Source organism: Flavobacterium magnum (assembly GCF_003055625.1).
GTDB classification, from domain to species: Bacteria; Bacteroidota; Bacteroidia; order Flavobacteriales; family Flavobacteriaceae; genus Flavobacterium; species Flavobacterium magnum.
This window is the reverse complement of sequence record NZ_CP028811.1, coordinates 2,904,502-2,931,262: the sequence shown is the minus strand read 5'-3', so window position 1 is coordinate 2,931,262 and position 26,761 is coordinate 2,904,502. Positions and strand designations below refer to the sequence as shown.

Annotated in this window: 18 protein-coding genes; 5 read left to right on the top strand and 13 right to left on the bottom strand. The window is 48.2% G+C overall.

Features of this window, described 5'->3' with window-relative positions:
• Position 1: 1 nt before the first annotated feature.
• The 7 genes from bglX to HYN48_RS12370 all read right to left on the bottom strand — a co-directional run bounded on the left by bglX (position 2) and on the right by HYN48_RS12370 (position 16,215).
• Positions 2-2,299 carry a beta-glucosidase BglX gene (gene bglX, locus HYN48_RS12400; RefSeq protein WP_108372169.1) on the bottom strand — a complete coding sequence of 766 codons (2,298 nt, stop codon included), beginning with the start codon at positions 2,297-2,299 and terminating at the stop codon, positions 2-4.
• Between the two features lie 68 nt (positions 2,300-2,367).
• Entirely contained in the window at positions 2,368-3,999 is a 1,632-nt protein-coding gene (locus tag HYN48_RS12395) for a family 16 glycosylhydrolase (RefSeq protein WP_108373633.1), read from the bottom strand.
• 8 nt (positions 4,000-4,007) lie between these two features.
• A complete protein-coding gene (locus tag HYN48_RS12390) occupies positions 4,008-5,564 on the bottom strand; it encodes a PKD domain-containing protein (RefSeq protein ID WP_108372167.1) in 1,557 nt (518 codons plus the stop codon).
• Positions 5,565-5,576: 12 nt separating this feature from the next.
• Positions 5,577-7,040 carry a RagB/SusD family nutrient uptake outer membrane protein gene (locus HYN48_RS12385; RefSeq protein WP_108372165.1) on the bottom strand — a complete coding sequence of 488 codons (1,464 nt, stop codon included), beginning with the start codon at positions 7,038-7,040 and terminating at the stop codon, positions 5,577-5,579.
• Positions 7,041-7,051: 11 nt separating this feature from the next.
• Positions 7,052-10,099, bottom strand: a complete 3,048-nt coding sequence (locus tag HYN48_RS12380; RefSeq protein ID WP_108372162.1) for a SusC/RagA family TonB-linked outer membrane protein — start codon at positions 10,097-10,099, stop codon at positions 7,052-7,054.
• A gap of 286 nt (positions 10,100-10,385) precedes the next feature.
• A complete protein-coding gene (locus tag HYN48_RS12375; RefSeq protein WP_281261093.1) occupies positions 10,386-13,190 on the bottom strand; it encodes a helix-turn-helix and ligand-binding sensor domain-containing protein in 2,805 nt (934 codons plus the stop codon).
• A 184-nt stretch (positions 13,191-13,374) separates the two neighbouring features.
• Positions 13,375-16,215: a T9SS type A sorting domain-containing protein gene (locus tag HYN48_RS12370; protein ID WP_108372160.1), complete on the bottom strand. Its 2,841-nt coding sequence runs from the start codon at positions 16,213-16,215 to the stop codon at positions 13,375-13,377.
• A gap of 381 nt (positions 16,216-16,596) precedes the next feature.
• Between HYN48_RS12370 and HYN48_RS12365 the strand changes: the two genes are divergently transcribed.
• A complete protein-coding gene (locus HYN48_RS12365) occupies positions 16,597-17,040 on the top strand; it encodes a lipocalin family protein (protein ID WP_108372158.1) in 444 nt (147 codons plus the stop codon).
• 51 nt (positions 17,041-17,091) lie between these two features.
• Here the strand turns inward: HYN48_RS12365 and HYN48_RS12360 are convergent, their stop codons facing one another.
• From HYN48_RS12360 to prmA, 3 genes are all read right to left on the bottom strand, one after another.
• Entirely contained in the window at positions 17,092-18,381 is a 1,290-nt protein-coding gene (locus HYN48_RS12360) for a T9SS type A sorting domain-containing protein (protein WP_108372156.1), read from the bottom strand.
• A gap of 223 nt (positions 18,382-18,604) precedes the next feature.
• The gene (locus tag HYN48_RS12355; protein WP_108372154.1) at positions 18,605-18,880 is read right to left on the bottom strand and encodes an ATP-dependent Clp protease adaptor ClpS; all 276 of its coding nucleotides are present in this window, start codon (positions 18,878-18,880) and stop codon (positions 18,605-18,607) included.
• Between the two features lies 1 nt (position 18,881).
• Positions 18,882-19,715, bottom strand: coding sequence for a 50S ribosomal protein L11 methyltransferase (prmA, locus tag HYN48_RS12350; protein WP_108372152.1), 834 nt, complete (start codon positions 19,713-19,715; stop codon positions 18,882-18,884).
• Between the two features lie 263 nt (positions 19,716-19,978).
• On the opposite strand from prmA, the gene HYN48_RS12345 reads away from it, so the two are divergent.
• The 4 genes from HYN48_RS12345 (at position 19,979) to HYN48_RS12330 (ending at position 25,391) form a co-directional block, all read left to right on the top strand.
• Positions 19,979-21,220, top strand: a complete 1,242-nt coding sequence (locus HYN48_RS12345; RefSeq protein WP_108372150.1) for a porin — start codon at positions 19,979-19,981, stop codon at positions 21,218-21,220.
• Between the two features lie 328 nt (positions 21,221-21,548).
• On the top strand, positions 21,549-22,718 hold the full coding sequence (locus tag HYN48_RS12340; protein ID WP_108372148.1) for a proline dehydrogenase family protein: 1,170 nt from the start codon (positions 21,549-21,551) through the stop codon (positions 22,716-22,718).
• A 67-nt stretch (positions 22,719-22,785) separates the two neighbouring features.
• Positions 22,786-24,687: an ATP-binding protein gene (locus tag HYN48_RS12335; RefSeq protein WP_108372146.1), complete on the top strand. Its 1,902-nt coding sequence runs from the start codon at positions 22,786-22,788 to the stop codon at positions 24,685-24,687.
• A 62-nt stretch (positions 24,688-24,749) separates the two neighbouring features.
• Positions 24,750-25,391: a response regulator transcription factor gene (locus HYN48_RS12330; protein ID WP_108372144.1), complete on the top strand. Its 642-nt coding sequence runs from the start codon at positions 24,750-24,752 to the stop codon at positions 25,389-25,391.
• 187 nt (positions 25,392-25,578) lie between these two features.
• Here HYN48_RS12330 and HYN48_RS12325 read toward each other — a convergent pair whose 3' ends face one another.
• The 3 genes from HYN48_RS12325 to HYN48_RS15415 form a co-directional block, all read right to left on the bottom strand.
• Positions 25,579-26,019, bottom strand: a complete 441-nt coding sequence (locus HYN48_RS12325) for a carboxymuconolactone decarboxylase family protein (RefSeq protein ID WP_108372142.1) — start codon at positions 26,017-26,019, stop codon at positions 25,579-25,581.
• Between the two features lie 94 nt (positions 26,020-26,113).
• Entirely contained in the window at positions 26,114-26,299 is a 186-nt protein-coding gene (locus HYN48_RS15420) for a hypothetical protein (RefSeq protein ID WP_483866649.1), read from the bottom strand.
• Positions 26,300-26,309: 10 nt separating this feature from the next.
• The gene (locus HYN48_RS15415) at positions 26,310-26,657 is read right to left on the bottom strand and encodes a Crp/Fnr family transcriptional regulator (RefSeq protein WP_483866648.1); all 348 of its coding nucleotides are present in this window, start codon (positions 26,655-26,657) and stop codon (positions 26,310-26,312) included.
• Between the last annotated feature and the right edge of the window lie 104 nt (positions 26,658-26,761).

The following is a 26,761-nucleotide window of genomic DNA, read 5'->3' as shown; positions in this document are numbered from 1 at the left end:
GTCAATTTACATATTTAAAGTCGGCCTGGAGCGTAGCGTCAGAATTGCCTCCAATGAATACCTTAAAGTCACCCGGCTCTGCTTCCCAACGGTTGTTACGCGTATAATATTCGAGCTGTTTTTTGTCGATGTCGAAAGAGACCGTTTTCATTTCACCCGATTTCAGCGGTACCATTTCGAAACCTTTCAGCTCCCTGACCGGCCGTGTCGAACTGCCGAAAAGATCACGCAGGTACATTTGCACCACTTCTTTTCCATCCATTTTACCGATGTTTTTCACATCCGCCGAAACTGTAATTTTATCATTTCCGGACAATACATTTTTGCTGAGCCTGATGTTTGAATATTCAAATTTCGAATACCCCAATCCGTACCCGAAAGGATACAATGGCGTATTTTTCTCGTCCCCATAGTGCGACCAGAAAACACTTTCGCCGCCGCCACCCGGCCTTCCGGTATTCTTGTGGTTGTAATACAGCGGCAATTGCCCGACACTGCGCGGAAATGACATCGGCAGTTTACCGCTGGGGTTGTAGTCGCCGTATAACACCTGGGCGATCGCGTTGCCGCTCTGCGTGCCAAGCTGCCAGGCTTCGACAATGGCAGGCACGTGCGCATCCGCCCAATTTAACAGCAACGGACGGCCGTTGTTTACAACAAGCACTATATTTTTATTTACCTGATAAACCGCTTCGAGCAGTTCCTGTTGCAGGCCCGGAAGTTCAAGGTTCACACGGCTGCGGCCTTCTCCGGTCTGGAAACCGATTTCTCCGAGTACGATCACGACGACGTCGGCATCCTTCGCGGCCGAAACCGCCTGTTCGATGCCCGTCCGGTCGGTCATATTGATTTTGGTTTCAGAACCGAAAACCGGCGTACCCATAGCCAGATCAACGCCTTTTTCAAAAACCAACCGGTTGCCCGTATATTTTTGCATGCCTTCAAGCACCGATACCGCCGACCCGTCTTTTGCGGCACCGCGCCAGCTTCCGAGCGGACTGCTTTTATCATTGGCCAGAGCACCAATAAGCGCAATCTTCTGCCCCGACTTCTTCAACGGTAGCAGGTCGTTTTGGTTCTTGAGCAGCACAATCGACTTTTTGGCCATATCCAGGACGCCGTCATGAAATTCTTTTTTACCGACGGTCGCCTTTTCATTGGCTTCATTGCAGTATTTATAAGGGTCGTCAAACAATCCCAACGCAAATTTCACTTTTAGGATTCTTCGTGCCGCATCGTCGATGTAACTTTCCCTGACTTTCCCTTCTCGCACCAGCGCGGCAAGGTGTTCCACGTAAACTGATGATTCCATGTCCATGTCAGACCCGCCGTTGGCGGCGATTTCAGCAGCCTCTTTGCCGTCTCTCGCCTGGCCGTGTGCAATCATTTCACCCATCGAGCCCCAGTCGGATACGACAAATCCGCCAAACCCCCAATCGCCCTTAAGCACATCACGCTGTAAAAACGCGCTTCCGGTGGATGGGATCCCGTTGATTTCGTTAAATGAATTCATAAACGTGTACACGCCCGCATCTACCGTAGCTTTAAACGGTGGAAAAACGACATTGTAAAGCGTTTCGGTTCCGATGTCAACCGTATTGTAATCACGGCCCGCTTCGGCGAAACCGTAGGCTGCAAAGTGTTTTGTACAGGCCACTATCGTCTTCGCGTTCTTAAAATTGTCGCCCTGAAACCCTTTCACACGGGCGTAAGCAATTTTACTTCCGAGATACGGATCTTCGCCCGCACCTTCCATCACACGGCCCCAGCGTGCGTCTCGCGTGATATCGACCATCGGTGCGAACGTCCAGTTGATGCCAACTGCGGCAGCCTCTTCAGCGGCGATGGACGCAGATTTTTGTATGGCATCAAGATCCCAGCTTGCCGATTCCGCCAACGGGATCGGGCTCAGCGTCTGGTACCCATGAATGACGTCATAGCCAAAAATCACGGGAATGTGTAATCGGCTTTCCTCAACGGCGATTTTTTGCAGCGCGCGCACGTCTTTGGTGCCCAAAACATTCAGCATTGAGCCTACCCAACCCTTTTTCAGGTGTTCGTATTTGATGGCTGCAGCGCCGTCTTTCGGGGCGGGACCGGTAACTTCCCAAAAGCCATTATATTGGTTCATCTGCCCGATCTTTTCTTCCAAAGTCATGAGCCTCAGTAAGGAATCCGCTTTGCGGTCAACCTCGGTGCTGGCCGAAATGGGTTGGCTTATCGCAGTTTTCTGGGTACTGCAACTCCATAGTACTGCGATAGCGATTGCTTGCGGCAGCATTAAAATCCTTCGTTTCATTTGTTTAGGTATTGTTGGCAAAATAAAGGTCGGTGTGAACCGACCTTTTATCAATTTTTATTCAATTCTTATTGGTACACCCTGACGTAGTCCACTTCCATGGTCGATTGTGTAAATGCCGGATCGATGGCGCCACCGAAATTTCCGCCCATGGCCACATTCATGATCAGGAAGAAATCCAGGTTGAACGGCGAACTGGCGACGTTGGCGTAGGAGTGGTAGAGGTTGCCGTCAACATAAAACTTGATGGACGAAGCACTCCAGGTGACCGAATACACGTGGAACTCTGAAGAAACATTCGAAATTGTCGTGCTGTTGGTATTGGCATTGCCGCCCGAAGCTCCGGGATAATGCAAGGTACCGTGAATCACGTTAGGATTGTTGCCGACATGTTCCATCACATCGATTTCACCGCAGGCAGGCCAGGAATTGGTCGCATAATTTTCGCCCAGTGCCCAGAGTGCCGGCCATGTTCCGCCGCCGGTTGGCAATTTGGCGCGGAATTCAATCTTGCCGTATTTGAATTCAAATTTGTTTTCCGATTTCAGTCTTGCGGACGTGTAGCCTGAGCCCACTTTCTTTGCAGTTATTTTGAGGTTCCCGTCTGCCACGATGACGTTGTCCGCGGTATTGGTGTAAGATTGGACCTCGTTGTTGCCCCATCCGCCTGCACCCAGGTCATACGACCATTTTGCAGTGTCGGGAGCACCATTTACGTCAAAGTTATCTTCAAATACAAGATTGTCAAAATTGTCGTCACCAGGCTGTGTCGGAGGTTGGGACGAGAAGGTGTGGTACCAAGCCAGCGCTTCATTACCACCCATGACGGCGCGTACTACCATACGATTTTCAGTTATAGACATGATCTCATAAGTACTTTGCTGGATGTAATAACCCATAAAACCACCGTCAGAGAATGTCATTTGCGTACCTCGTTTCAGGTTGGCCGCTACCAGAGAATTCGATGGGGACAAGCTTACCGTTTTTACGCCGCTCACATCAAAATCAAGACACTGGTCAGAACTGCCCGCCCCACCGGCGACGCCAAGGAACGCGGCGTTGAAGAATGTCCTGCCACCATTATCCAGCTGGTATTTCAGGATGCCATTGTCCAGCGAGAACGTCAGTTCGTTGTCATACAGGCAGGAACTGTCAGGGGAACCTGCCTTTTCAAACGGCTGTGCCTGGTAGTAATCGCCATAGTAATTTTTGGTCAGGTCGCCGTTATTCGGACCCACGCCCAGGTGACCCACCTCTGAGGCCGCCCAGTACCATTTTTTTGAACTGCCGCCGGTAAGGAATTGTACGGCTTCCTCGTCTTTAAAATCACTCTTTACCGTAACCTCTAATGTGGTGCTTGTGGTGACACCGCCTTTTCCGCTGGCCAGTACCGTTACCGAATACGTGTTTAAGCCGTTCTGGGTAAAGCGTTTCCGGAAAATCCCGCTTGGTGAATTTTCTGTGGTGCCGTCGCTGAAGATGTACTTATAGCTGATGGCGTTGTCGGCCGTTGCAGTAAAATCGACGAAGCCGCTGCCGTCTCCGTTAGGCATCTCCGCCGTTTGGCCCACGATGGCTGCATTGACCTGCAGGTTCGAAGGCGTGCTGATGTCGCCAAATGAATGGTCGTCCTGCTCACAGGCCGTAAAGGCGCAGATTGCCGCGAGGATGACCGCTGTTTTTCTGAATAGATTTTTCATTTTCATAGTTAATTTGAAAGTTGGATGTCGTCAAAATAATAGCTTGCGCCTGTTCCTGCGGTCCCGAAGGCGAAGAACACGACGACCCTTTGATATGCGTTGGCGTTGTTGATTCCGGCGAAATCATAGGTGAGTTCTTCCCAGCCATTTGAAGTTGTGGTGGTGGCGTCCAGTTCCGTGTTGATGTTTGGATTGGCAAAATTTTCCAATTTGAGTTTGACGACAATCCCTGACTGCGGCGACCAGACTTTCATCTTGATCTTGTGCAGGCTCGAAAAGTCGATGGGCTGCTGCAGGTTGATAAATGAACCCGCCCAGACTTCAGAGCCGCTGTTTTTCACGAGTTTGGCCACGCGCGTGCTGGTGTTGATTCCGGCAGGGCTCGGGTTGTTCTCTACTGTAGTGTTGGCGCCTCCGAAACCGGTAAACGTGTAAGTCAGTGCGAGGTTCTGGAATGTCAGCGGCAGTACAACCTGTGCTGCGCCTGTGGTCTGCATGATGTCGTCAAAGTAGAATGTGCTTCCCGTTCCGGCGTTCCCGAAATCATAGAAAATCACTAGCCTCTGGTAATTGTTTGCATTGTTGATCCCGGCAAAATCATAGGTAAGCGTTTCCCAGCCGTTGGCCACCGTTGTCGTCATATCTTTCTCGATATTGATGTTCGCGTTGTTCAGGTTTTCCAGCTTCAGCTTTACGATTTTGCCCGGAGCAGGGGAGTAGGTCTTGATCGAGATTTTGGTCATCGAAGAAAAATCGATCGGGAGGTCCAGCGGTAGTGTCACGCCGGCCCAAACTTCGGCACCGGGATTTTTGGTAAGCCTTCCCACGCGGGCGCTGGTGTTGATTCCTGAAATCGACGGGTTATCGGCCACAGCCGACACTGCACCGCCGAAATCCCCGAAAGCGTAGTTGAGCGTCGGCGACTCGAAATTCACCGGCAGCAGCAATGGATCGTACACCGTGACCTGTTGCGTAGTCTGCGTTGTCGCAGCGCCACCACTGAAGGCAGTAACGGTAATGGTGTATATGCCTACTGCCGCGTAGGTGTGCGACACGGTCTGGCCTTCGTTGAACTGCACCGGCTCTTCGTCCGGGCTTTCACCGAATGTGGCCTCGAAGTACGTCTCGAAATTTGCGGAAGCGGTTACATTCAGTTCGTAGGCATTGCCCACGGTCGCAACGGCGCTCATTTGAAGATTTTCAGGGGCGACGAATGTGACGTCAAGATCCTGGGTGTATTCCGTCGTTTTTCCATTCACGGTCATTGCGACGATTTTTACCGTATAATTCCCTTCTGCATAAATGTGTTCGAAATCCTGACCTGGGGCCACGGTTGCCGGTTCAGCGGTGTCATCGCCGAAATAAATCTCGTAAGCAGAAACCCCTTCACCATTGGGGCGGATCCTCACTTTTCCGCTATTGTCATGCGAAATGGTAAACAGTGCGGAAATATTGGTTGGTGCGGCCACGTCGTCGAGGAATTGCGTCCCCGAATCATTGTCGCCTGAGCAGCTTAAGGTTATCGCCGATAGGAATAAGCCGATAAGGTATTTAAAATTTTTCATAGTCTTAAGGTATTAATTGTAACCCGGGTTTTGTTGCCAGTTTCCGTTTGAGAACTGGATTTCCTCAATCGGGATTGGGAATATTTCATTTTTATCCGTTGTAAAACCTTCGATTTCCGAGGCTGCCCTTTTGGTCCTCACCAGGTCAAAGAAACGATGTCCTTCACCCATCAGTTCGGTCCTTCTTTCAGCCCAGATCAGGTCAGTGAGCGCCGGCCCTACGGCGGTAATGTCGTGGTCCGTATCCCCAAAAGCACGCCTTCTTACCCTGTTCAGGTATTCCTGTGCCTTGGCATCGTCGAGTCCGCTGCGGTTGAACGCCTCAGCAGCCATCAGCAACACATCGGCATAACGGATGGCGCGATAATTGTTTGGATTGGTCAGGTTCTGGTCCCCGATATTGGCATCGCCTTTTCTTGGTAAATATTTACGATTGAAAAACCCGGTGTGCTTGTAGCCCGTCCCATACGTCGCGTTATTGGCTGCAGCCCATGCTACGATATCAAGGATGGCTACGTCTTTGCGGTTGTCGCCAATTTCGAAAGCATTTACCGCTTCCTGCCTCGGCACGTTGAAGCTAAATCCTGAATCAAATACGGGGCCGGTGTAATTGCGTATGCCGCTGAATCCGACGGCGACGTTACCCTCGCTGCATTGAAGGCAGCCAAAACCAGCGCCTTCGAGGTCGGTGTATTGGACTTCGAAAACAGATTCAGGACCGTTTTCACCGGAATTTTCGAAAATCGAAGCGTAATCTGATACCAAAGAGTACGTACCCGTGCCGATTAAAGCCTCAAGTACATTGGCCGCGTCGGCGAATTTATCCTGGTACAGGTAAGCCTTCCCTAAAAGCGCCTGTGCAGCACCTTTCGTAGCCCTCCCTTGCTGCGCGGGTACAGGATTCAGGTTGTCAATCGCAAACAATAGGTCCGATTCTATCGAAGCGTAAACATCCTTTACTTCAGACCTTTTTATTGAATTGATGTCGGTAGTGGTAAACCTGGCATCTTTCAACGGAATCGGCCCGAACCATTTTACCAGTTCGAAATTGTAATAAGCGCGCAGGAAATAGGTTTCTCCCAACACCTGATTTTTATTTGGGAAATCTGTCTTATCCTTAAATTCGATGATGTAATTGCAACGGTTGACGCCGGCAAACATCCAATCCCAGAGGTTTTTGAGGTTCGCGTTTACGGGTGTATGCGTCATGTCATCAATCTGCTGGAAACCGATCACATCGGTAGCGCTTTCACCGCCAGAGGCTGTATTGTCAGAGGCGATTTCGCCAAGCATGGCATTGAGGTATGTGGATTGTAGCAAGTCATAAGCAGCGATAAGCGCTTTATTGTAGTCGTCTTCAGAGTTGAAGTAGTTCTCAGAGTCGATGGAGTAGGGTTGGGTCCGCTTTGTGAAGTCGTCGCTGCACGATAAGAGCGTGAACAACACCAGTGCCATGGTTATACTATATTTTTTCATTGTCGGTAATATTAAAAGTTGATGTTTACGCCTAGCATGTAGGTCCTCACTGATGGGTATGTCCCGTTATCGATTCCGCCTCCTATTGGCTGTGCGCCAACGGCACCCGGATCGTAGCCTTTATATTTGGTAAAAGTATAAAGATTGTTGGCTGCAACATACAATTTCAGCTTGCTGATCCCGGCCTTATTCGTGAAATCTGGGTTAACCGTGTAGCCCAGCTGCATGCTCTGGATCCTAAGGTAAGAGCCGTCTTCTATAAAATAATCAGAAAATACATTGTTGCTTGTTGCTGCTGTGGTTACACGTGGCACAGTGTTGCTGGTGCCCTTCCCGGTCCAGCGATTGAGCACGTAGTCAAGCCTGTTTACATCGCTCAGCGTACGCTCGTAGTTTCTTACGATGTCATTTCCGATAGACGCATAGGTAAACACCGAGAAATCGAAACCTTTGTACGCCATACTGAGATTAAAGCCCATGATCAGGTCAGGGATCGGGCTTCCCAGATCGGTCTTGTCCAACGCAGTAATGACCCCATCGCCGTTAAGATCCTTAAACCTGATATCTCCGGGTTGCGCTTCCGCGCCTAAGGCGGCCTGAGAAGGGTGTGCGTTTACCTCATCTACATTTTGGAAAATGCCGTCTGTTTGGTATCCATAAAAATAACCAATTGAATGGCCTTCTTCCATTCTTGAAATCGGCGGTTGACCTACACCGAAATTACCCGCCTGAAGGAAGTTGTTTTCGCCCTTTACATCGGTTACATTGTTGTTTATGGTTGTAAAGTTGTAATTCGCCTCGATTTTAAAGTTGTCCGAAATCTTTTCCTGATATCCTATAGCGAATTCAAACCCCGTATTTCTTGTCGTTCCCGCGTTAACAGTTGGCGAGCCGCTACCCGGTGCGCCTGTTCCTACTGTACCGGATACCGGCAGCCCGTCAATCAAAAGATCTTTACGGGTTTCGTTATAATAATCGGTAACGATGTTGAAACGGTTTTTCCAGAAATTCAGGTCAAGCCCGATGTCCATTTTTTTGGCCTTTTCCCAAAGGACATTAGGATTTGCCAGTGTGCCAATGGCCGTTCCGTTAACCAGCGTGCCGTCAAATACATAAGTAGCTTCACCCGTCAAAAGTGAGGCATAGCGGTTGTTTCCGATTTTATCATTACCAAGGCTGCCATAGCTCCCGCGGAGTTTCATAAAACTCACAAAACGATCATCCCCGTAAAATTGCTCATTTGAAACTACCCATCCGGCCGTCATCGAAGGAAAATAGGCTACCGTATTGGCGGGACCAAATTTGGTAGAGGCGTCGCGCCGTCCCATAAACGAAACCAGGTATGTTCCCTTGTAGTCATATTGAAGTCTTCCGAAATAAGACAACTGTCTTTCATCGTAATTATAAGATCCTACATCGCGTCCATTGAAGCCTGTCGCAAGTAAAATGTCAGCGAAATCCCAATCATTGTTAGGCACATCGTAAGCAGAAGCGAAGAGTCCGGTGCCCCAGGACTTGTTGATGGTCGTTCCCGCAGTCAGTGTGAAATTGTGGGCATCTGCAAACGTACGTTTGTAGGTTCCAAAGAGGTCAAATGTATAACTGTCATCTGTAGTGGTACTTTGATCGACACGGCTTCGGTTGACGTCAAACACTTTGCCGCCGTAATTCAGCATTTTTGCGAAGCTCCTTGAACTCCCATGACCCGTATTAAAACCGATACGGCCTGTGAGGGTGAATCCGGTGAAAGCCTCGTAGTCAAATCCGAAGGTACCATTTATCTTTTTGTAGGCCCCATCGTTGTAGGTATTTGCCAATTGTGCCAAAGGATTGATGATTTCGATTCCGAGCCCCGGTGTATTTGGCACCAGGGTATATTCCCCGTTCGCGTCGTATGGCGCCAGCGTGGCCGGAACGCTTACGGCGTTGAACAGTACTGACCCTAATCCGTTGTCATTGAAACCCCTTGAGTTGAAGTAAGTATAGGTGATGTTTGTGTTGATCTTAAATTTGTCGGAAACGTCAAAACCCAGGGTCATCCTGGCCGAGTTCCTTTTAAACCTTGACTTGTCCCATTGCCCGATGATGCCTTCCTGTGTCAGATCGGATGCGCTGACGCTGTAAGCGACCTTTTCCGATCCGCCGCTTAAGTTGAATTCATGGCTTATAATTGGTGCGCCTTTACGAAACATCTCTTCCTGCCAGTCTGTCCCTTTGCCCAGGCCTGAAACGTTTGGATAAGGAAGTGGCTGTCCTCCATTGGCATAACTTTCGTTGAGCAGTAAAGCGTATTCAGTGGCATTAAGAAGCGGCAGTTTGCGCGTGGTTTCCTGAAATCCGGTGTATCCGGAATAGCTGATTTTCGGCTTGCTGTTCTTTATACCTTTTTTTGTGGTAATCAGGATAACCCCGTTGGCGCCGCCCACACCGTAGATGGCCGCCTGTGAATCCTTAAGAATGGTCAGCGATTCCACGTCGCCAGGGTTCAGGTCGCTCATTGAGCCTACATAACCGTCTATGACGACTAATGGGCCGTTGTCCCCGTTTGATCCGACACCGCGGATTTTAATGTCGAATCCGGAATTTGGCGCACCCGTATTGCCCGATACAATGACGCCCGCCACGGTACCCTGTAGCGCCTGGTCGACTTTTATAGGCTTTATCTTTTCGATTATATCTTTCTTCACCACTGCTACCGCGCCGGTAACCTCCCGTTTACGCTGCGTACCGTAGCCAATCACAACCACCTCATCAAGTAATTTATTGTCTTCTTTGAGGGTGATTGAAATACTGTTATTGGTTTCGTTGATTTTCATTTCATAGTTGGTATATCCGATATACGTAAATACCACTACGCTTCCGGATGGAACTCCGGACAGCTTGAAATTACCGTCAAAATCGGTTTGTACAGATTGTGACGCGTTTTTAATCCCCACGGTGACTCCAGGCATGGGCAGGCCGGATTTTTCATCTTTTACCGTTCCCCCGATATCGACGCTCTGTGAAAAGCCGAAGACCGAGAACAACAGCAAATACATTAATGCATAAGTTGACTTCATGTTGTTATTTTTTTGTTTTGGTTAAAATTAGGCGTGTATATTGATAATCCGACAAAAGAAGCCACAACAAAAAACATACAAACGAAAAATCGGTGGATATTTCTGCCGACTTGCTAAAATTGCCAATGTTAACAGGATTTTAAGAAAGTGGTCGGCGGGTCCAAACCGCCATGGTTGTTGCTACTACACCGTTGTTGTTGTGGTGATGTATAGGATATTTTAACAATCTTCCGAAAGATGTTGAGTAGTGTCTATGCCAGCCATTGAGCGGAAACCCGGATTAACATCAGACGGCCAGGATGTATTCGACCAGACCCTGCTCATGTGATAAGTCCATCTTTTTCCGCAATCGGTACCGCTTGATCTCCACACTGCGCACCGAAATGTTAAGTAGCGGCGCAATTTCCTTGGAAGAGAGGTTCAGCCTGAGGTACGCGCACAGCCTGAGGTCATTCGGTGTTAGGGACGGATGTGCGGCCTTGATCTTCTTCAGGAAATCCTTATCGGCATTATTGAATGCTTCCTTGAATGCGTTCCAGGTGTCCTCCTCATTGATATTCTTATTAATCGTTGAGATGACTGATTTGATGTTCTTATTGTTCGGGTCTTCTGTGGTTTTCCTGAGATCGTCCTTAATCAGTGTCAGCAGCTCATTTTTCTGTATCAGGCTCATGGTGGATGCGGCAAGTTCGCGGTTTTTGCTGTCTACGTCCATCGTCAGCTGCTCATTGCGCATCTTCATTAGTTGCTGTTCATTTTCCAATTCCTTGATCTCAAGCAACAGGTTGTTTTCCTCAATGAGTTTTTCTTTTTGTTTCTGGTAGTAATTTTTATACGACTTGTTGACGAAGTGGGCGAGCACCATCAACAGGATTACGTAGATCAATATTGCCAGGTTCGTCGCGTACCATGGTTTTAGTATGGTGAACCGGTATTCGGCAACATTTTCGGAATACAGGTTACCGATTTTCGCACGCACTTTGAAGGTGTAGCTTCCCGCAGACAGGTTTTTAAAATTGACAACTGATTTTGAAGACAAGGTACTCCAGTTATCCTGCATCCCGTCAAGCAGGTACTGGTATTCGGCATTCACGTACTTGTTGTACTCAGGAATGGTGTAAGCGAAGGTGATGTTGTTATTTGCATATGGGAACTCACCCGAGGCTGAAATGGGAGCGAAAAATGGCGTACCGTTCATCGCATTGGCGGTGACCGCTGTAATGAGGATCTTGTAATTGCTTACACCGAAATCATTGATGTTGATGGTGTAATAGCCGTCAGTGGTTCCAATAAGGTAATTGGACGGGCTGATGCGGCTGATGTTTTCATACCCGAGCATCGAGTTGGTCAGCGACGCGGGTATGGGTATGACATTCTGTTTCAATCCCGCGCTGAGCTTTCCGGGTGAAAAATAATTGATATAGTTTTTGGTAAAAAGCCACAGTTTATTCGAATTATCGACAATCAGGTTTCCCGAAGTATAATCGTCTTTTGCAAAAATGCTGCTGAGGAAACGGTCTTTTTCGAAATCTTTTGTTTTAGGATTCAGGCTGAAGACACCGCCTTTGTATGCATAGTAAATGGTTCCATTGAACTTCGTCAGGCCGGCGTTCTTTCCTTTGGAAGGTGCGGCGTAGGCTTTTAGTCCGAAGCCTTTCGTGAAATCCGCATCGACCGAAATCCGAAAAACGCCCTTGTATTCGTGGCTGATGTAAATATCGTGCTTGTTGCCCAGTTCAAAATACTTCGTCGAATAGTCGAAACCCGAGATGCGGTTCCGGAACGACCACAGTCCGTTGCTGCGCTTCAATACTGAGATCCCGTAATAATTCCCCTGTAACAGCAAATCGGGCGTGTTTGGTACGGTCCTGAATTTCCATGTTCCCGAGGCGCTGAAAATCTGCTGGGCCGCACTTCCAGTTACCACAAATGTCCCCGTATCGTGCCCGCAAAACAGCGTTCCATCATACGCAAACAACGACCAGACCTGGCCTTTGGTTCCCGAAACAAAACGGAATGGCTCTGTTCCATAGTAATTCCTGCAGAACAATCCCTGATTGGTGCCTACATACAGCATATTGTTATGCAACACCGAGGCATACACCGTACCCAGGATTCCGGAATCATCGGTGAAGCTTTTCACCGGCGATTGAAGGTTGACGCAGTTGATGCCATTGTCAAGTCCGATCCAAAGGTTTTTATCCCGATCCTCAAACAGCGACAACGCCGTATTGTTGCTCAGGCCTTTGCTTTGAGTAAGGTGGTAGCGGATTTTTCCCTCTTTGGACAGGATAAAGACGCCATTGGACACGCAGCCGAGTGCAAACCCACCATCGGAAAGCAGCTGGGTAGAATAGACGCTGCTTTGCGCAAGGGCTTCGTCGGCTTCCGTGGCCCATTTGGTAAGCGCCCCATTGTTGTACCGGTAGAATCCGTTGTACTGCGTCTGTATGATCAGTCCGTCATTGTCAGCGATCAGGCCGACAATCTTGTTTGAAACCAGCTGCGGGTTGCCTGACACAAGGATGCTTTTGCCATTCTCAATCTCGAAGAGCCCCTCTCCGACGGTCTGGTAGTACACTGCATTACCCGTCTTAAACGCCTTGTTTATAAGACTTTTGGGCTGTATGATATTGAATTGGCCACCTTTGGAATCGTAAATATAAATCCGGTTGAGCGACTGGAAGATGATCCACTGATCGTATTGCAGGATATTCCAGATCTGCTCGTCGGGCAAAATCCTGTTTCTGATCTTTTCGCTGAGTGATACATAAATTAACCTGCCGTCCTGCTGGCGTTTCCAGAAACCGAATTCCATATAGCAGCCCGTGTAAATCCGGTCACCAATGACCTTTACCGACCGTATGATGGTTTCGTTTGGCGTCGGATACAGTTTCCAGTCCGTACCATTAAATTCGAGTAAGCCTTCGTTATTCGCCGCGTAGATGTAGTTGTTTTTATCCTGTCCCATCATCCAATTCTGGTTGCCGGCCTCATACAGTGACGGGGCATACTTTAAAATGGGGGGCAGGTCCTGTGCCTGGAGGATGCCACAAATGAGGATGACTATGGGGACTATTCTTTTAAGCAACCTTAATTATTTTTTTGGGATTAATTGCGCTTGGGCGGATAAAAATAAAGAATCTTTTTGCAGCATCTCAATATCCGGACAAAAAAAAGCACGAAACGAGTTCGTGCTTTTGTAGATGATGATCAGTCCGGAAAACATCGGCCTGTACAGAGGCCGTAATGGTCGTTGTCTTCCGGACCTAAAATTATTTAATGATCAATTTTTGAGAAACCGTCTTACCGCCAATGGTGGTGTTGACAATGTACATCCCGGCGTTCAGCGAACGCACGTCGATTGTCGCTGTACTGGTACCAGGCTCCACATTAATGACCTTTTGACCGATGGTGTTGAAAACCAAAACCGAGTCGATAGGCTGTTGGGCAGACAAGTGCAGCGTCGTCGATGCCGGATTAGGATACATCGTCATTTTGACCGATTCGTTATCAGTCACGCCTAATTGGTCTGTACTGAAATACACGTTGTCGACATAAACCTTGGCGTTGCTGCTCGCGAAAATCAATTGGGCGATATGCTGCCTTCCCATCAGGTTTGTAAAATCGGATAACGGAATCTGGATTGTGTTCCAATCTGACTGCGTCAGGTTGTTAAACACGATCTCATGCTCAGTATCATCGCCGCCACCAAACGCAGCGTCAGCACCGAAATCAACGAGCTTGACCTTGAATACCGAGAAATCAGGAGACCACACATCGACATTGAAGTGCGTCATCGAAGTGATATCAAGTTGTTGTGCAACTGTTTCTATACCAACAAAGTTCAGTCCGGTATATTTTTTAGTGTCGTCGCCATCTACCTGCACCTCAGTCAGCGTGGCATCAGACCAGCTGGTACGCCAGGTATCTACGGGAACATTCGTGTAAGCGTTGCTGAACATGGACATCACCTGCGCCTGAGGCAAAGTAGGGGCAGGGGCCGCTACCGTAGGATCTGTCGGGATTACGATGATCGGCTCATTGCTGAAATACACATTATCCACATATACTTTGGCGTTGCTGCTTGCGAAAATCAATTGCGCAATGTGCTGCCTTCCGGCCAGGTTCTCGAACTGTGACAACGGAATGTGGAGCGAAATCCACTGGCCTTGTGCCGGCGCATTAAACGTGACTTCATGTTCTGTGTCGTCGCCACCGCCGAATGCCGCATCAGCTCCGAAATCTACCAATTTTACCTTAAAGATGGTAAAGTCAGGTGACCATACATCAACATTGAAAACGGTCATCCCCGTGATATCGAGTTGGTTTGCTACGGTCTCGATACCTACGAAGCTCAAACCGGTGTATTTTTTGGTGTCGTTTCCATCCACCTGTACGTCTTCCAGTGTGGCCGCAGACCATGAGGTTTGCCAGGTGTCTACGGGTACGTTGGTGTATACGTTGCTGAACATAGACAGTACATCTTCCTGCGGAAGGACTGGGTCCGGAGCCGCAGTCAACGGATCAGTGACAGGAGGTGTAACATTTTCGTCGCTGAAATATACGTTGTCTACATATACTTTGGTATTTGAGCTTACAAAGATTAATTGGGCGATGTGCTGCCTGCCCATCAGGTTGGTGAAATCACTTAAAGGGATGTGGATATTTACCCATTGACCCTGTGCCGGGTTATCGATTGTCACTTCGTGCTCCGTATCATCACCGCCGCCGAAAGCGCCGTCATTTCCAAAATCGACCAGTTTCACTTTAAATACGGTGAAATCAGGCGACCAGACGTCAGCGTTAAAATGGCTCATTCCGGTGATGTCAAGTTGCTGTGCTACGGTTTCAACGCCAACAAACACAAGTGACGTATATTTTTTCGTGTCGTTTCCGGCCACCTGCACGTCTTCGAGTGCTGCCGAAGACCAATCGGTACGCCAGGTGTCAACAGCTACATTGTTGTAAACGTTGCTGAACAATGAAATGACATCCGATTGCGGCAACACAGGGTCTGGTGCCGCCGTTAACGGATCGGTCACAGGAGGCACCGTCGTCTCATTGCTGAAATATACGTTGTCGACATACACTTTTCCGCCGCCGCCAACAAAAATCAGCTGGGCGATGTGCTGCCGTCCCATGAGGTTCGTAAAATCAGCCAACGGGATGTGCAGCGTTACCCATTGGTTCAGTGCAGGCGCGTCGAATGTCAGTTCGTGTTCTGTATCATCCCCGCCACCAAAGGCGCCATCATTGCCGAAATCGACCAGCTTAACCTTGAATATGGTGAAATTTGGCGACCACACATCGACATTGAAATGGGTCATACCGTTGATGTCAAGCTGTTGCGCGACGGTTTCAATTCCTACGAAATTGAGCCCGGTATATTTCTTGGTATCGTTGCCATCAACCTGTACATCAGTAAGCGTGGCATCTGACCAGCTGGTGCGCCAGGTGTCTACAGGAACGTTGGTATACGCGTTGCTGAACATTGAAATGACATCCGATGACGGAACTGTTGGGGTCGGAGCCGCCACGACTGGGTCGGTAACCACCGGTACGGTCACTTCATTGCTGAAGTACACATTGTCTACAAATACTGTGGCGTTGCCGCCAACGAAAATCAGCTGGGCAATATGTTGCCTGGTTGTCAGGTTCTCAAATTCGGACAGCGGGATGTGCAGATGCACCCATTGATTCTGGGCAGGAGCGTTGAAGGTAATTTCATGTTCCTTGTCATCGCCGCCGCCAAAGGCCGCGTCAGCACCAAAGTCAACCAACTTCACTTTAAAAAGCGGAAAATCAGCAGACCAGACGTCGACATTGAAATACGTCATCGCAGTGATGTCGAGCTGGCTTGCCACGGTTTCAATCCCGACAAAGCTGAGCCCGGAGTATTTCTTAACATCATTTCCGGCAATCTGCACATCCTCCAGTGTGGCTGCTGACCACGAGGTCTGCCAGGTGTCTACAGGTACATTGGTGTACACATTGCTGAACATCGAGATCACATCCGATTGCGGCAGGGAGGGGTTCTCAGCCGCAGCGGATGGTTGCTGTGAATAACCTAATGAATATAACATCAGGCAAAGCGATATTGTAATTTTTTTCATAAATGTTTGGTTTTTTGTTCTAATCAAATGTAATCACGAATACGTTGTAGTGCGAAGAAACGCATTATATAAAAACTATACAATTTCTTACGATATCGTTATCGCTGCATATAGCTTAAAACACTGCATTTGTCAATAAATGTCAGGGAATGGAGGAGTTGCCTAAGCGTCGTCCCAACCAAAGATGTTGAGGTAATGTTATGGTCGTTCAGAGATGCAGTTTAACAAAACCTGTAGGAAATCTGCGACGGTGTAGGTCAATAGGCCCTATTGAATCTCATATGGGAATGTTATAAGGTATAGGTAACGATTTTTATTACAATTTTAACAACTGCGTTGTCCTGATTGTGTAAATTAGCCCCGTAACACAAATCAACATATATGAAAAAGATTAAATTTTTAGCCATGGCTGCTATTGCTTCCTTAGCTTTCAGTTGCAGCAGCGACAGCGATTCTGGTCCTGCGCCGACTATCATTGCGAAATGGAACCTTACCAAGACGGTTTCCGTTGTATCAGGCACGACCGATACAGATCCGTACACGGATAACGAACCGGGCTGTGACAAGGATTATATTGAATTCGTGACCGGTGGCGTTTTAAAGAACATCATTTTCTTTAAAAATGCAGAGAATGTGTGTACAGAAGACGCCGGAGACCAGGGAACCTGGACGCAGGCCGGAGATGCGCTCAATGTAACCGGAGGGGCTTTGGCAGGAACCTATGAGGTGACCAAACTCACCAATTCAGAATTGCAGATCCGCGCGACTTCCACCGTCGGTGGAACCACTGTCACGGTAACGCGCTACTTTAATAAAGCGAGCTAACATGAAATGATTCATTAAAAAAGCCCTTCTCATGAAGGGCTTTTTTTTTAGCTACTGTTTAATGAATTTTTTCACTGCCGTCTTTCCACCACTGTTGACGGTGATAAAATAGGTTCCCGCTGTGAGAAATTGCGTATTGATCTCTACGTCACCGGCAGGGGTATCGCTTTGATAAAGCAGCTGCCCGTGTATATTACAAATCCTGATCTGGTCGATCCCGGATGGGTTCAGGATATGAAGCTGGTCTTTTACCGGATTCGGATACATGCTGAATTCAGGCGTTTGCGGATCTGCTGCCTGTAGTTCGGCTCTGCTGAAGTACACGTTATCAACATACACGGTTTTATTTCCGCCCACAAAAATCAGTTGTGAAATATGATCCCTGTGTTGCAGGTTGGCAAAATCGGTAAGCGGAATGCTGTACGTGATCCAGCTGCCCTGTTGCGGATTGTTAAATGTTATTTCATGTTCGCTGTCATCGCCGCCGCCGTCGTATATGGCGTTCGGACCAAAGTCGACCAATTTTATCTTGAAAATAGTGAAATCGGGCGACCAGACATCCACATTAAAATAATCCATCTGCGTGGCATCAATTTGTGAGGCTATGGTTTCAATCCCGACGAAGTTTAAATTGGTATACCTTTTCGTCGGATTCCCGTCAATTGCCAAATCCTGCAGCACGGCATCAGACCAGGCGGTCCTCCAGGTGTCGACAGGAACATCCTGATACGCATCGCTGAACATTGAGATGACCTGGGCCTGCGGCAGTACGGGGGTAGGGGCAGCGGTGAGTGGTTGCGGTTGGGCTTCTGCCATCCCGAAAGTGATGTTGTCGAAATACGTTACGCAGCCATAAGTCCGCGGAGATCCGGAAAAGTCAGGAAACACGACAATCTGGTCAAATGTTGTGCCTACCTGCGCAGAAAAATTAAAGGAGAGTTCTTCCCATTGGTTAATGACCGTGTTTGATACCTTAATCTCCGGCTGCGCCCCGTTACCGGGCTGAACTAGTTTGATGCCGACATCGCTGATGACAGATTTGTACACCATGATTTTTATAGTGGCATGGTCGGCATCCAGCGTGAAAGTCCCCATATTCCCATGCTGCGTCTCTGTCCCTGCGTAGGGCATGCCGGTGATGAGTGTGGTAAATTTGGCAACGGTAGGTGAAATGTTAATGCCTGAAGGATTTGGATTGTCCACAAACTCGAGCGCCGGATTGCTGTCATTTTCAAAAACGTTCCAGGTGTAATTGGCACCTTGCCCGCCAGTTTCGAAGTTGATATTCTGCTGGCCATAACCGGCTGTAGCCAGACAAAGTAATGCGTAAATTTTTCTCATAATCTGAATGTGTTGGTTTATATAAATGTACCAACAACAGACAATGAAAATTCCGGGAGCGTGATATTTAAACTATACAACGCGGAATATCTGCACGGCCGGACCAAACGCGTTGTTCCCGTCAATGCCAACGCGACTTTCTATTAAGATTCACGGAAATTTTGAATGGGCTAAAACGATTTCGTAGCCTTGGTGTATGGTTTATTTTGCAGGGAAACTGCCGTTACACGATTTCGGCACTCAGTCCCGCTTCCAATAATTGGGTGCATTGCGGCTTCAATTCCTCAAACGATCCGGTTTTCACGGTACATTTTCCTTTGTAATGCACCAGTATCGCGCATTGCTCGGCTTGTTCAGCGGTATGGCTGCACACGCGGATTAAGGTCTCGATGACATGGTCGAAGGTGTTTACGTCATCGTTGTACAAAACGATTTCATTGTTGTTGCCCACCGCTTCCTCGGTCAGGACCTCCTCTAAAACTTTTTCAATGGTATCCATATCAGTAAGCGTATTTCAGCGAAACCCAGTTGTTACGCTGGAATTTCTTAACGTATCTCAATCCTTTTTCCGTGCAGCAGGCATCGATTGCCGGGATGTCGTCCTCGTAGAATCCGCTCAAAAGCAACTGTCCGCCCTTGTTCAGGCTGTCCACATAAGCCTGCATGTCATTAAGCAGGATATTTCGGTTGATGTTTGCGATAATCAGGTCATAGCGTTTACCTGCCAGTAAGGCCGCATCCCCTTCATAGACCGTGATCTGCGTGCAACCGTTGCGTTCCGCATTTTCAATCGAATTGAGGTAGCACCAGTTGTCGATATCAATCGCATCTGTTGGCCCGGCACCTTTCATTTCAGCCAGGATGGCCAGGATGGCGGTACCGCAGCCCATGTCAAGCGTTTTCATGCCGCGCACATCCATCTCAAGCAAATGCTGGATCATCATGTGCGTCGTCTCATGATGGCCCGTGCCGAAACTCATCTTCGGCTCAATCACAATGTCGTATGCTGCGTGCGTTTTCGGGTGGAAAGGGGCACGTACATGGCATTTGCCGTCAACGTCAATCGGCTCAAAATTTTTCTCCCATTCCTCGTTCCAGTTCACCTGTTCTATTTCTTCGACCTGATATGAAACCGTAAATTCAGGCGAATTGAGGATGTAAATGTCATCCAGGATGTCGGCGGTCCATAGGCTTTTTTGCACGTAGGCCGTCACCCCGAAGTCGGTTTCCACAAAACTTTCGAACGGTTTTTCACCCAATTCGGCTACTAAAATTTCGGCGCCTGACGCCTTTGGCTCAATTGTAAAATGGTATCCCAAATAGATATTTGACATGGTGTAATTTTTTGCAAAGGTATGAAAAAGGTTTAGGGTGCCGAGTAGAACTTTGTGCGATTATTGCCTTTGTTTGTGGCGGGCGTGCCCCTCGTTCCTCGGGTCGGGCTATCCGCTTTAGTCCTCGTCCGCTGCGCTCCCTGCGGGCTGCCGCTGCTATCCCTCACGCGGTACATCGCTGAGAGGGCGTGGCGCGTGTCAGTTTGCTTTCGTCGCAACCGCACCTTTTTTTTATAAATTTGCGACCAAACAAACAACACACTATGAAAAAAATCTTACCCATTCTGTTCCTGCTTTGTGCGGCGTCAGCAAACGCCCAGGAAATCATCCGGAATAAGAAGGACAACGACCTCAAATTGTCGTCCCTGCCTTATTACAACTACGGAAAAGGCCTAGGCATCACGTCGCCGGACAGTATTTTCCAGTTCAACATCCGTTTCAGGATACAGAACCGTGTGACCTATTTTGATAATGAAGGGCAGGACCCGTATTACGAAGGTCAGGTGCGCCGCCTCAGGATGCGGTTTGACGGATTTGTAGGAAATCCTAGATTCCTGTACGTACTGCAGATTTCGTTCGGTGCCGGCGACGTCGGCTCGGAAAAAGCAGGGGAAAACCTGAACGTGATCCGCGACGCGATCTTATACTACCGCCCCAATACACATTGGCAATTCGGGTTTGGGGTGACAAAGCTTCCGGGCACGAGGCAGACCGTGAATTCCTCAGGTGCCATCCAGCTCACCGACCGTTCCATCAACAACTTTAAGTTCGCGATAGACCGTGATTTCGGTTTCCATTTCGCCAACCTCAATGAGTTCAAAGATAAGTTTTCGTATAATTTCAAAGGCGCGATCAGCCTGGGTGAGGGTCGGAACTGGGCAACGAACAACCCGAATGTACCCGCCATTAAAGACAACAACGGGCTGTCATACACCGGAAAGATTGAATTGTTGCCGCTGGGGACTTTTAAGAAGGACGGGCATTACTTTGAAGGCGATATCCTGAGGGAGCCCAAACCCAGGCTGATGGTTTCGGGCGCGTACAATATCAACCTTAAAGCCAGAAAAACATTAGGACAAACCGGTGACTTGTTGTACGAAGCACGCGATATGTCATCGTTATTGCTCGACGCGATTGCCAAATACAATGGGTGGGCTGCCATGCTGACCTATATGAACCGCGTTGCTGATAACCCGGTCACCGTCAACCCGACCGATCCCACTTTAACGCGGGCGGTATTCGCGGGGCAAGGCATGGATTACCAGCTCAGCTACGTGTTCCCCTCTAAGTATGAGTTCATCGGTCGTTATTCGACCCAGAAGGTGGCCGATGAAATCAGCGCCTATTCGCCTGACACGGACCAGTTCAGTTTCGGCATCAACAAGTATATCTGGGAGCATGCACTGAAATTGCAATCCGAGTTTACCTACGAAAAGCTCGACTTTGCCAACGGGAGCTCGGCGAATAATTGGTATGTGCGGTTCCAGATTGAGGTCGGGATTTAAATAAATTCCGCGTTTCCCGCAAAGTTGTTGCCTCCAAACGATGGGAGCCAGATAGCAATCCGCACATCGGTATCGAAAACCGATTATTAGTATTAACAATTGATGTGCATTTTGCGCACGCCGGCTAACGGAATGATTTGTATTTTGCCCTAAGGGTAGGGGAAAGTGCTGTCCCTTACAAAAACCGCTGGATTTTTCGTGCGGTAATTCCACAACAGTTGTTAAAGTTTTTTTCCAGCGTGCGAGCCGTTTCATTTGAAATTTATCGCCGAAAACTAAAAAAAAATGCATTTCCAACGCTTATATTTGCACTATCAACAAAAATCACATGGAAAAAATCTTCAACAACACGCAAACCGCATTTGCACTCAAGACAGATACCGAACTCGACCGCGCTTATTTCCTCTTTAAGATGATTGCGAGTGAGCCCCTGGTGCGTATTGGGACGGCCGTGACCAACTTTGCCATCAAAGCGCATTTGCCTGTCGAAGGGCTGATCCGTGCGACTGTCTTTGACCATTTCTGCGGCGGCGTTAATGAAGCCGACTGCCTGCCGGTAGTCGACAAGATGTTTACCAAAGGCGTATCGTCGGTGTTGGATTATTCCGTGGAAGGCAAGGAAGAAGAAGCGCAATTTGATGCCGCGTTGGACATGACGCTCAAAACCATCCATTTTGCGGAAGAAAGGCAATCAATCCCTTTTGCAGTTTTTAAGCCGACCGGTTTCGGACGTTTTGAACTGTATGAAAAATTGGGTGAGGGGCAAACGCTCAGCGCCGAAGAGCAGGAAGAATGGAACCGCGTTGTTGCCCGTTTTGACCATGTCTGTAAAGTGGCCCACGATAAGGATGTTGCACTGCTGATTGATGCCGAGGAAAGTTGGATGCAGGATGCCGCCGATGACCTCGTGGCGGATATGATGCGAAAATACAACAAGGAAAAAGCCATCGTTTTCAACACCTTACAGATGTATCGCCACGACCGGATGGATTACCTGAAGAAACTGCACGACCAGGCCAAATCAGAGGGATTCTACATCGGGATGAAGATTGTACGCGGCGCCTACATGGAAAAGGAACACAAACGCGCGGAAGAAAAAGGCTATCCCACGCCGATCTGCGCTTCCAAAGAAGCTACGGATGAGAATTACGATGCCGCCATCCTGTACATGGTCAGGCACATCAATAACATGGCCATCTTCGCAGGCACCCACAATGAGGAAAGCTCTTACAAACTGATGGAACTTATGGCGGCGCATAACATTCCGAAAAACGACGGGCGCGTCTGGTTCGGACAGTTGTACGGTATGAGCGACAACATCAGTTTTAACCTCGCTGCTGCAGATTACCACGTGGCAAAATACCTCCCGTTTGGTCCCGTCCGTGATGTGATGCCGTACCTGATTCGCCGTGCTGAGGAGAATACTTCAGTTGCCGGGCAAACGAGCCGTGAACTCAATTTACTGAAAGCGGAGCGCAACCGCAGGAGGGGCAGGTAATCCCCGAGTAGTAGTTATATTTAAAGTTTTATTATTTTTATAGCATACTAACCATTACCCTATCAGTATGTTATCTCCTTATTTGTGGCATAACCCCACAGGAAGGCGTCACAGTATCGTGCTGTTGATGCTGTTATTACCGTTTATTGTTCCGGCGCAAAATCCGACAATGGATTCCCTTCGCGCTGTCATCGCCAAAACCAAATCGGAAAAGGATCGCATCATCCCAATGAGCCACCTGGCCTTTTATTATACCAGCATACAAAAGGACTCGGCTTATAAGATTGCAAACAGGGCCATCGCGCTGGCAAAAAAACATCATGATGAGGAGGCACTGGCGAGCTGCTATAACACGCTGGGCTGGGTGTACTCTTTTGACGGCGATTACGACAAGACCCAGTTTTACATAAACAGTGCCATCGCCATCTATCAGAAGAATAAAGACGAAAGTCAGGTGCTGAAAATCCTGGCGAACCTATCGAATATATACATTCGCATGGAACGATATGAGGCGGCTATGCAAACGGTATTCAAAGGTATCCGTAAGCTTGACAAAATCAAGGATAATGCATCGGCTTGTGCGTTGTATAAAAACCTGGGCGTCATTTACCGAAAAATGAATGATTTCCGAAGTGCTGTAAATTACATGCGCAAGGCACTCGATTACGCACCAACGGCGAAAACCAAAAATGAGGTAAAGACGAGCCTTGCCAACATTTACCAGCTCAAGGGCGAGTACGATAAGGCGATGCAGGAATACAACGAACTGGCGGCCTACTATGAGAATACGGGCGACGATTACAATGCCGCTCTCGTCTACGAAAACATCGCTCAGGTGTATATTTATCGGAAGGTCCCGGCGCTTACGAGGAAATATTTTGACAAGGCAATGCAGGTATACCGGCGGTTGGGCTATAAGATGGATATCGTCTATCTACAGCTTACCATCGGCGTTTTTGAAAGTACACTGGCACATTACGATGCCGCCATATCTGTCGTTGAAGAAGCGTATGCACTGTCGACCGAAATGCATAACACGCTTTACCGACTAAAGGCTTTACACCTTCTGGCCGATTTTTATGAAGCCACACACAATTACAAAAGGTCGCTGGAATGCGTAAAGCAGGCGGCAACCGTCAGCGACAGCCTGGATCTACAGGAACAGCAGACAAGATTCGACAAACTACAGACTGAATTCGGAACGAAAGAAAAAGAAAAAGAAATTAAGCTGCTGAACAAGGACAGGATGCTCCAGCAGCAAAAAATAAAAAACAGCCGCACCATGTTGGTCGTCATGGTGTTGCTTGTCGTCTTCATTCTGTTGGGCATTGCGTTCATTATCAACCGAAACCGACTCAGGCAGCGCAATAAGGAACTGGAGTTGCGCAACCGTATCGCATCAGACCTACATGACGATGTCGGCAGCTCGCTGAGCAGCATCCGGCTATTGAACGAAATGGTCCGCAATAACAGGGAAGGCTCCCCGGAACTCATGGAAAAAATCAGTACCAACATCAGGGAAACCATCGAATCGATGAGCGATATCGTGTGGATGATAAAACCGGACTCCTATCGAACCACGTCATCAGGACTGGATAAGAGGATGCAGCATTTTGTCGCCGATCTTCGCGCATCATCCCCATTGGAATTGATATTCAGGACTGAAAATACGGCAGACATGCAACTGTCGATGATTCATAAAAGGAATATCTACCTAATTTTTAAGGAAGCGCTGAATAACGCCGTCAAGTATTCCGGTGCTGATAGCGTCGAAGTGGAACTGCTGCTGCGGGAACGTATACTCACACTCACCGTTTCTGACAACGGTTCCGGTTTTGATGTGGCCGCGGCAAACCATGGTGACGGCCTTGAGAACATGCAGCAGCGTGCCAGGGATATCGGCGCGGTATTCGAGATCAGGAGTGCTCCCGGCTCAGGCACACACCTAAGGCTGACCGTCAAAATCTAGCCATCCCCCAAATTCGGGATGCGTCTCAAAACTTAAATAATTTAATTTGCTTTTAAAAACCGATGCAGCCACTCGAGGTCATACTTTTCGAAGACAACAGGCACCTGCGCGAAAGCCTGGAAATGGTTATTAACAGTGATCCGGCGCTTCATTGCGCAGCCAGTTTTGCCAACGGCAGCGACGCTGTCACCAAGATGAAGAAGCACAATCCCGATATCGTGCTGATGGACATTGCGATGCCACGCGTAGACGGCATTGATGCAACCCGTCAAATCAAATCGGTATTTCCTGATGCCCAAATCCTGATCCAGACGGTTTTTTCTGACGATGATTACATCTTCAGGGCGATCTGCGCCGGCGCATCGGGGTACATCCTGAAGTCAACAACACCTGAAGGATACATTGCGGCATTGAAAGACATCGGCAACGGTGGTTCGCCCATGACACCCGGAATTGCCCGGCGGATTGTCGATTTGTTCCGCAACGCCATGCCACAGACAGCCGCCAACTCCAAGCCCTTATTAAGTTTCAGGGAAAAGGAAGTGCTGCATGCATTGGTCGACGGGAAAAGCTATAAGATGATTGCTGCTGATTTAGGGCTTTCGCTCGACACCGTAAAATCACACATCAAGAATATCTATGCCAAGTTACAGGTGAATTCCAACACGGAAGCCGTTGCGAGGGCACTGCGCGAAAACCTGTGACCGCATGTCGCTCATGTGCAATAACCGTTATGGCTTTCACGCATCGGTCCGTCAATGTCGCGTGATATGGCCCGGTTTTTTCCGTATTTTGAAAAATGGATGACAATCTGGGGACCCGTATCCCGAAGATCAGTCTGACCACTGCGGCGCTAACAACGTTGCAAACCGGATGTATGTCGCTGGTCAGTTATCCCGCCGGTTCAAGGTTTGTACTGATCGCAATCCGGTTCCAGGCATTGATCGTCACTACGGCCATAATGAGTTGCGCGATTGTGATTTCATCAAAAAACTGTGTGGCCTTTTTGTAAGTATCTGCAGACAATCCGAGATTATTGATAAGGGTCACCTCTTCAGTTATGGCAAGGATGACTTTCTCTTCTTCAGAAAACAAAGCCGTGTCGCGCCAGGCGTTCAAAAGAAAAATGCGTTGTGTCGTTTCCCCGTTTTTCAGCGCATCTTTGGTGTGCATGTCTATACAGAAAGCACAGCCGTTAATTTGCGACGCCCTGATCTTAATTAGTTCCCTATGGGTTTTGGACAGCTTCGTCGTTGCCATATAACCTTCAAGGGCATACATGGCTTTAAAAGCCTGTGGCTGTAATTCATTGATGTTGATTCTGGTTTCCATTTTTGTGTATCTAAGATTAATGACGCAAAGCTAGCTCAGTAAAAACACACAGAACTTAAACTGGTTTAAGAACGTTTCTTTTTCCGGATTTCACTTAAATATTCAGGTGTGAAACCAGATAGGAAGCAATCAGGTATTGAGGTACCCGCTGGACGAATGCGGGTTGCCTAAGGCATAACTGTTCATAAATCTCTTCCTTAGAAAAATCGTAAAGATACTTCAGCCTGATCTGCGCTGCGGCATAGGCACGTTGGTACACAAACCGGAAATACCGCTCCATTTTTGGAAACTCAGTCAGTAACCGATCCTGGGCCTCCCTCAATGTATAATATCTCGGAATCTTCAACAGCCTGGATGTAAAATTCCGTCGGGAGATTCCGTTCATACGCCATATTATCGGTAATCCACCATGTTTCGATGGCAAACTCAGTCGTCTGTTCAATGCCTTTATCATTAATAAAGAACTTCCGCAGGCAGCCCTTCAATACAAAATAATGGTACCGGCACAATTGCCCTTCTGAAAGCAGGTTTTCCTTCTTTTTAACATCCATAACCTGGAAGAAAGAATCAATACCGGCATATTCAGCATCATCTGTGGTAATGAATTTTTCAAGATGCGATTGAAATATGTCGTGCATCCCGCTAAGTTATGAAAAAACAGTTGGCAGCAAAACACTCACCCTATCTCGTGATGCCCCGCATCACCTAATGCCTGTACTTTGCGTCAAAGGTTCCTCATTAT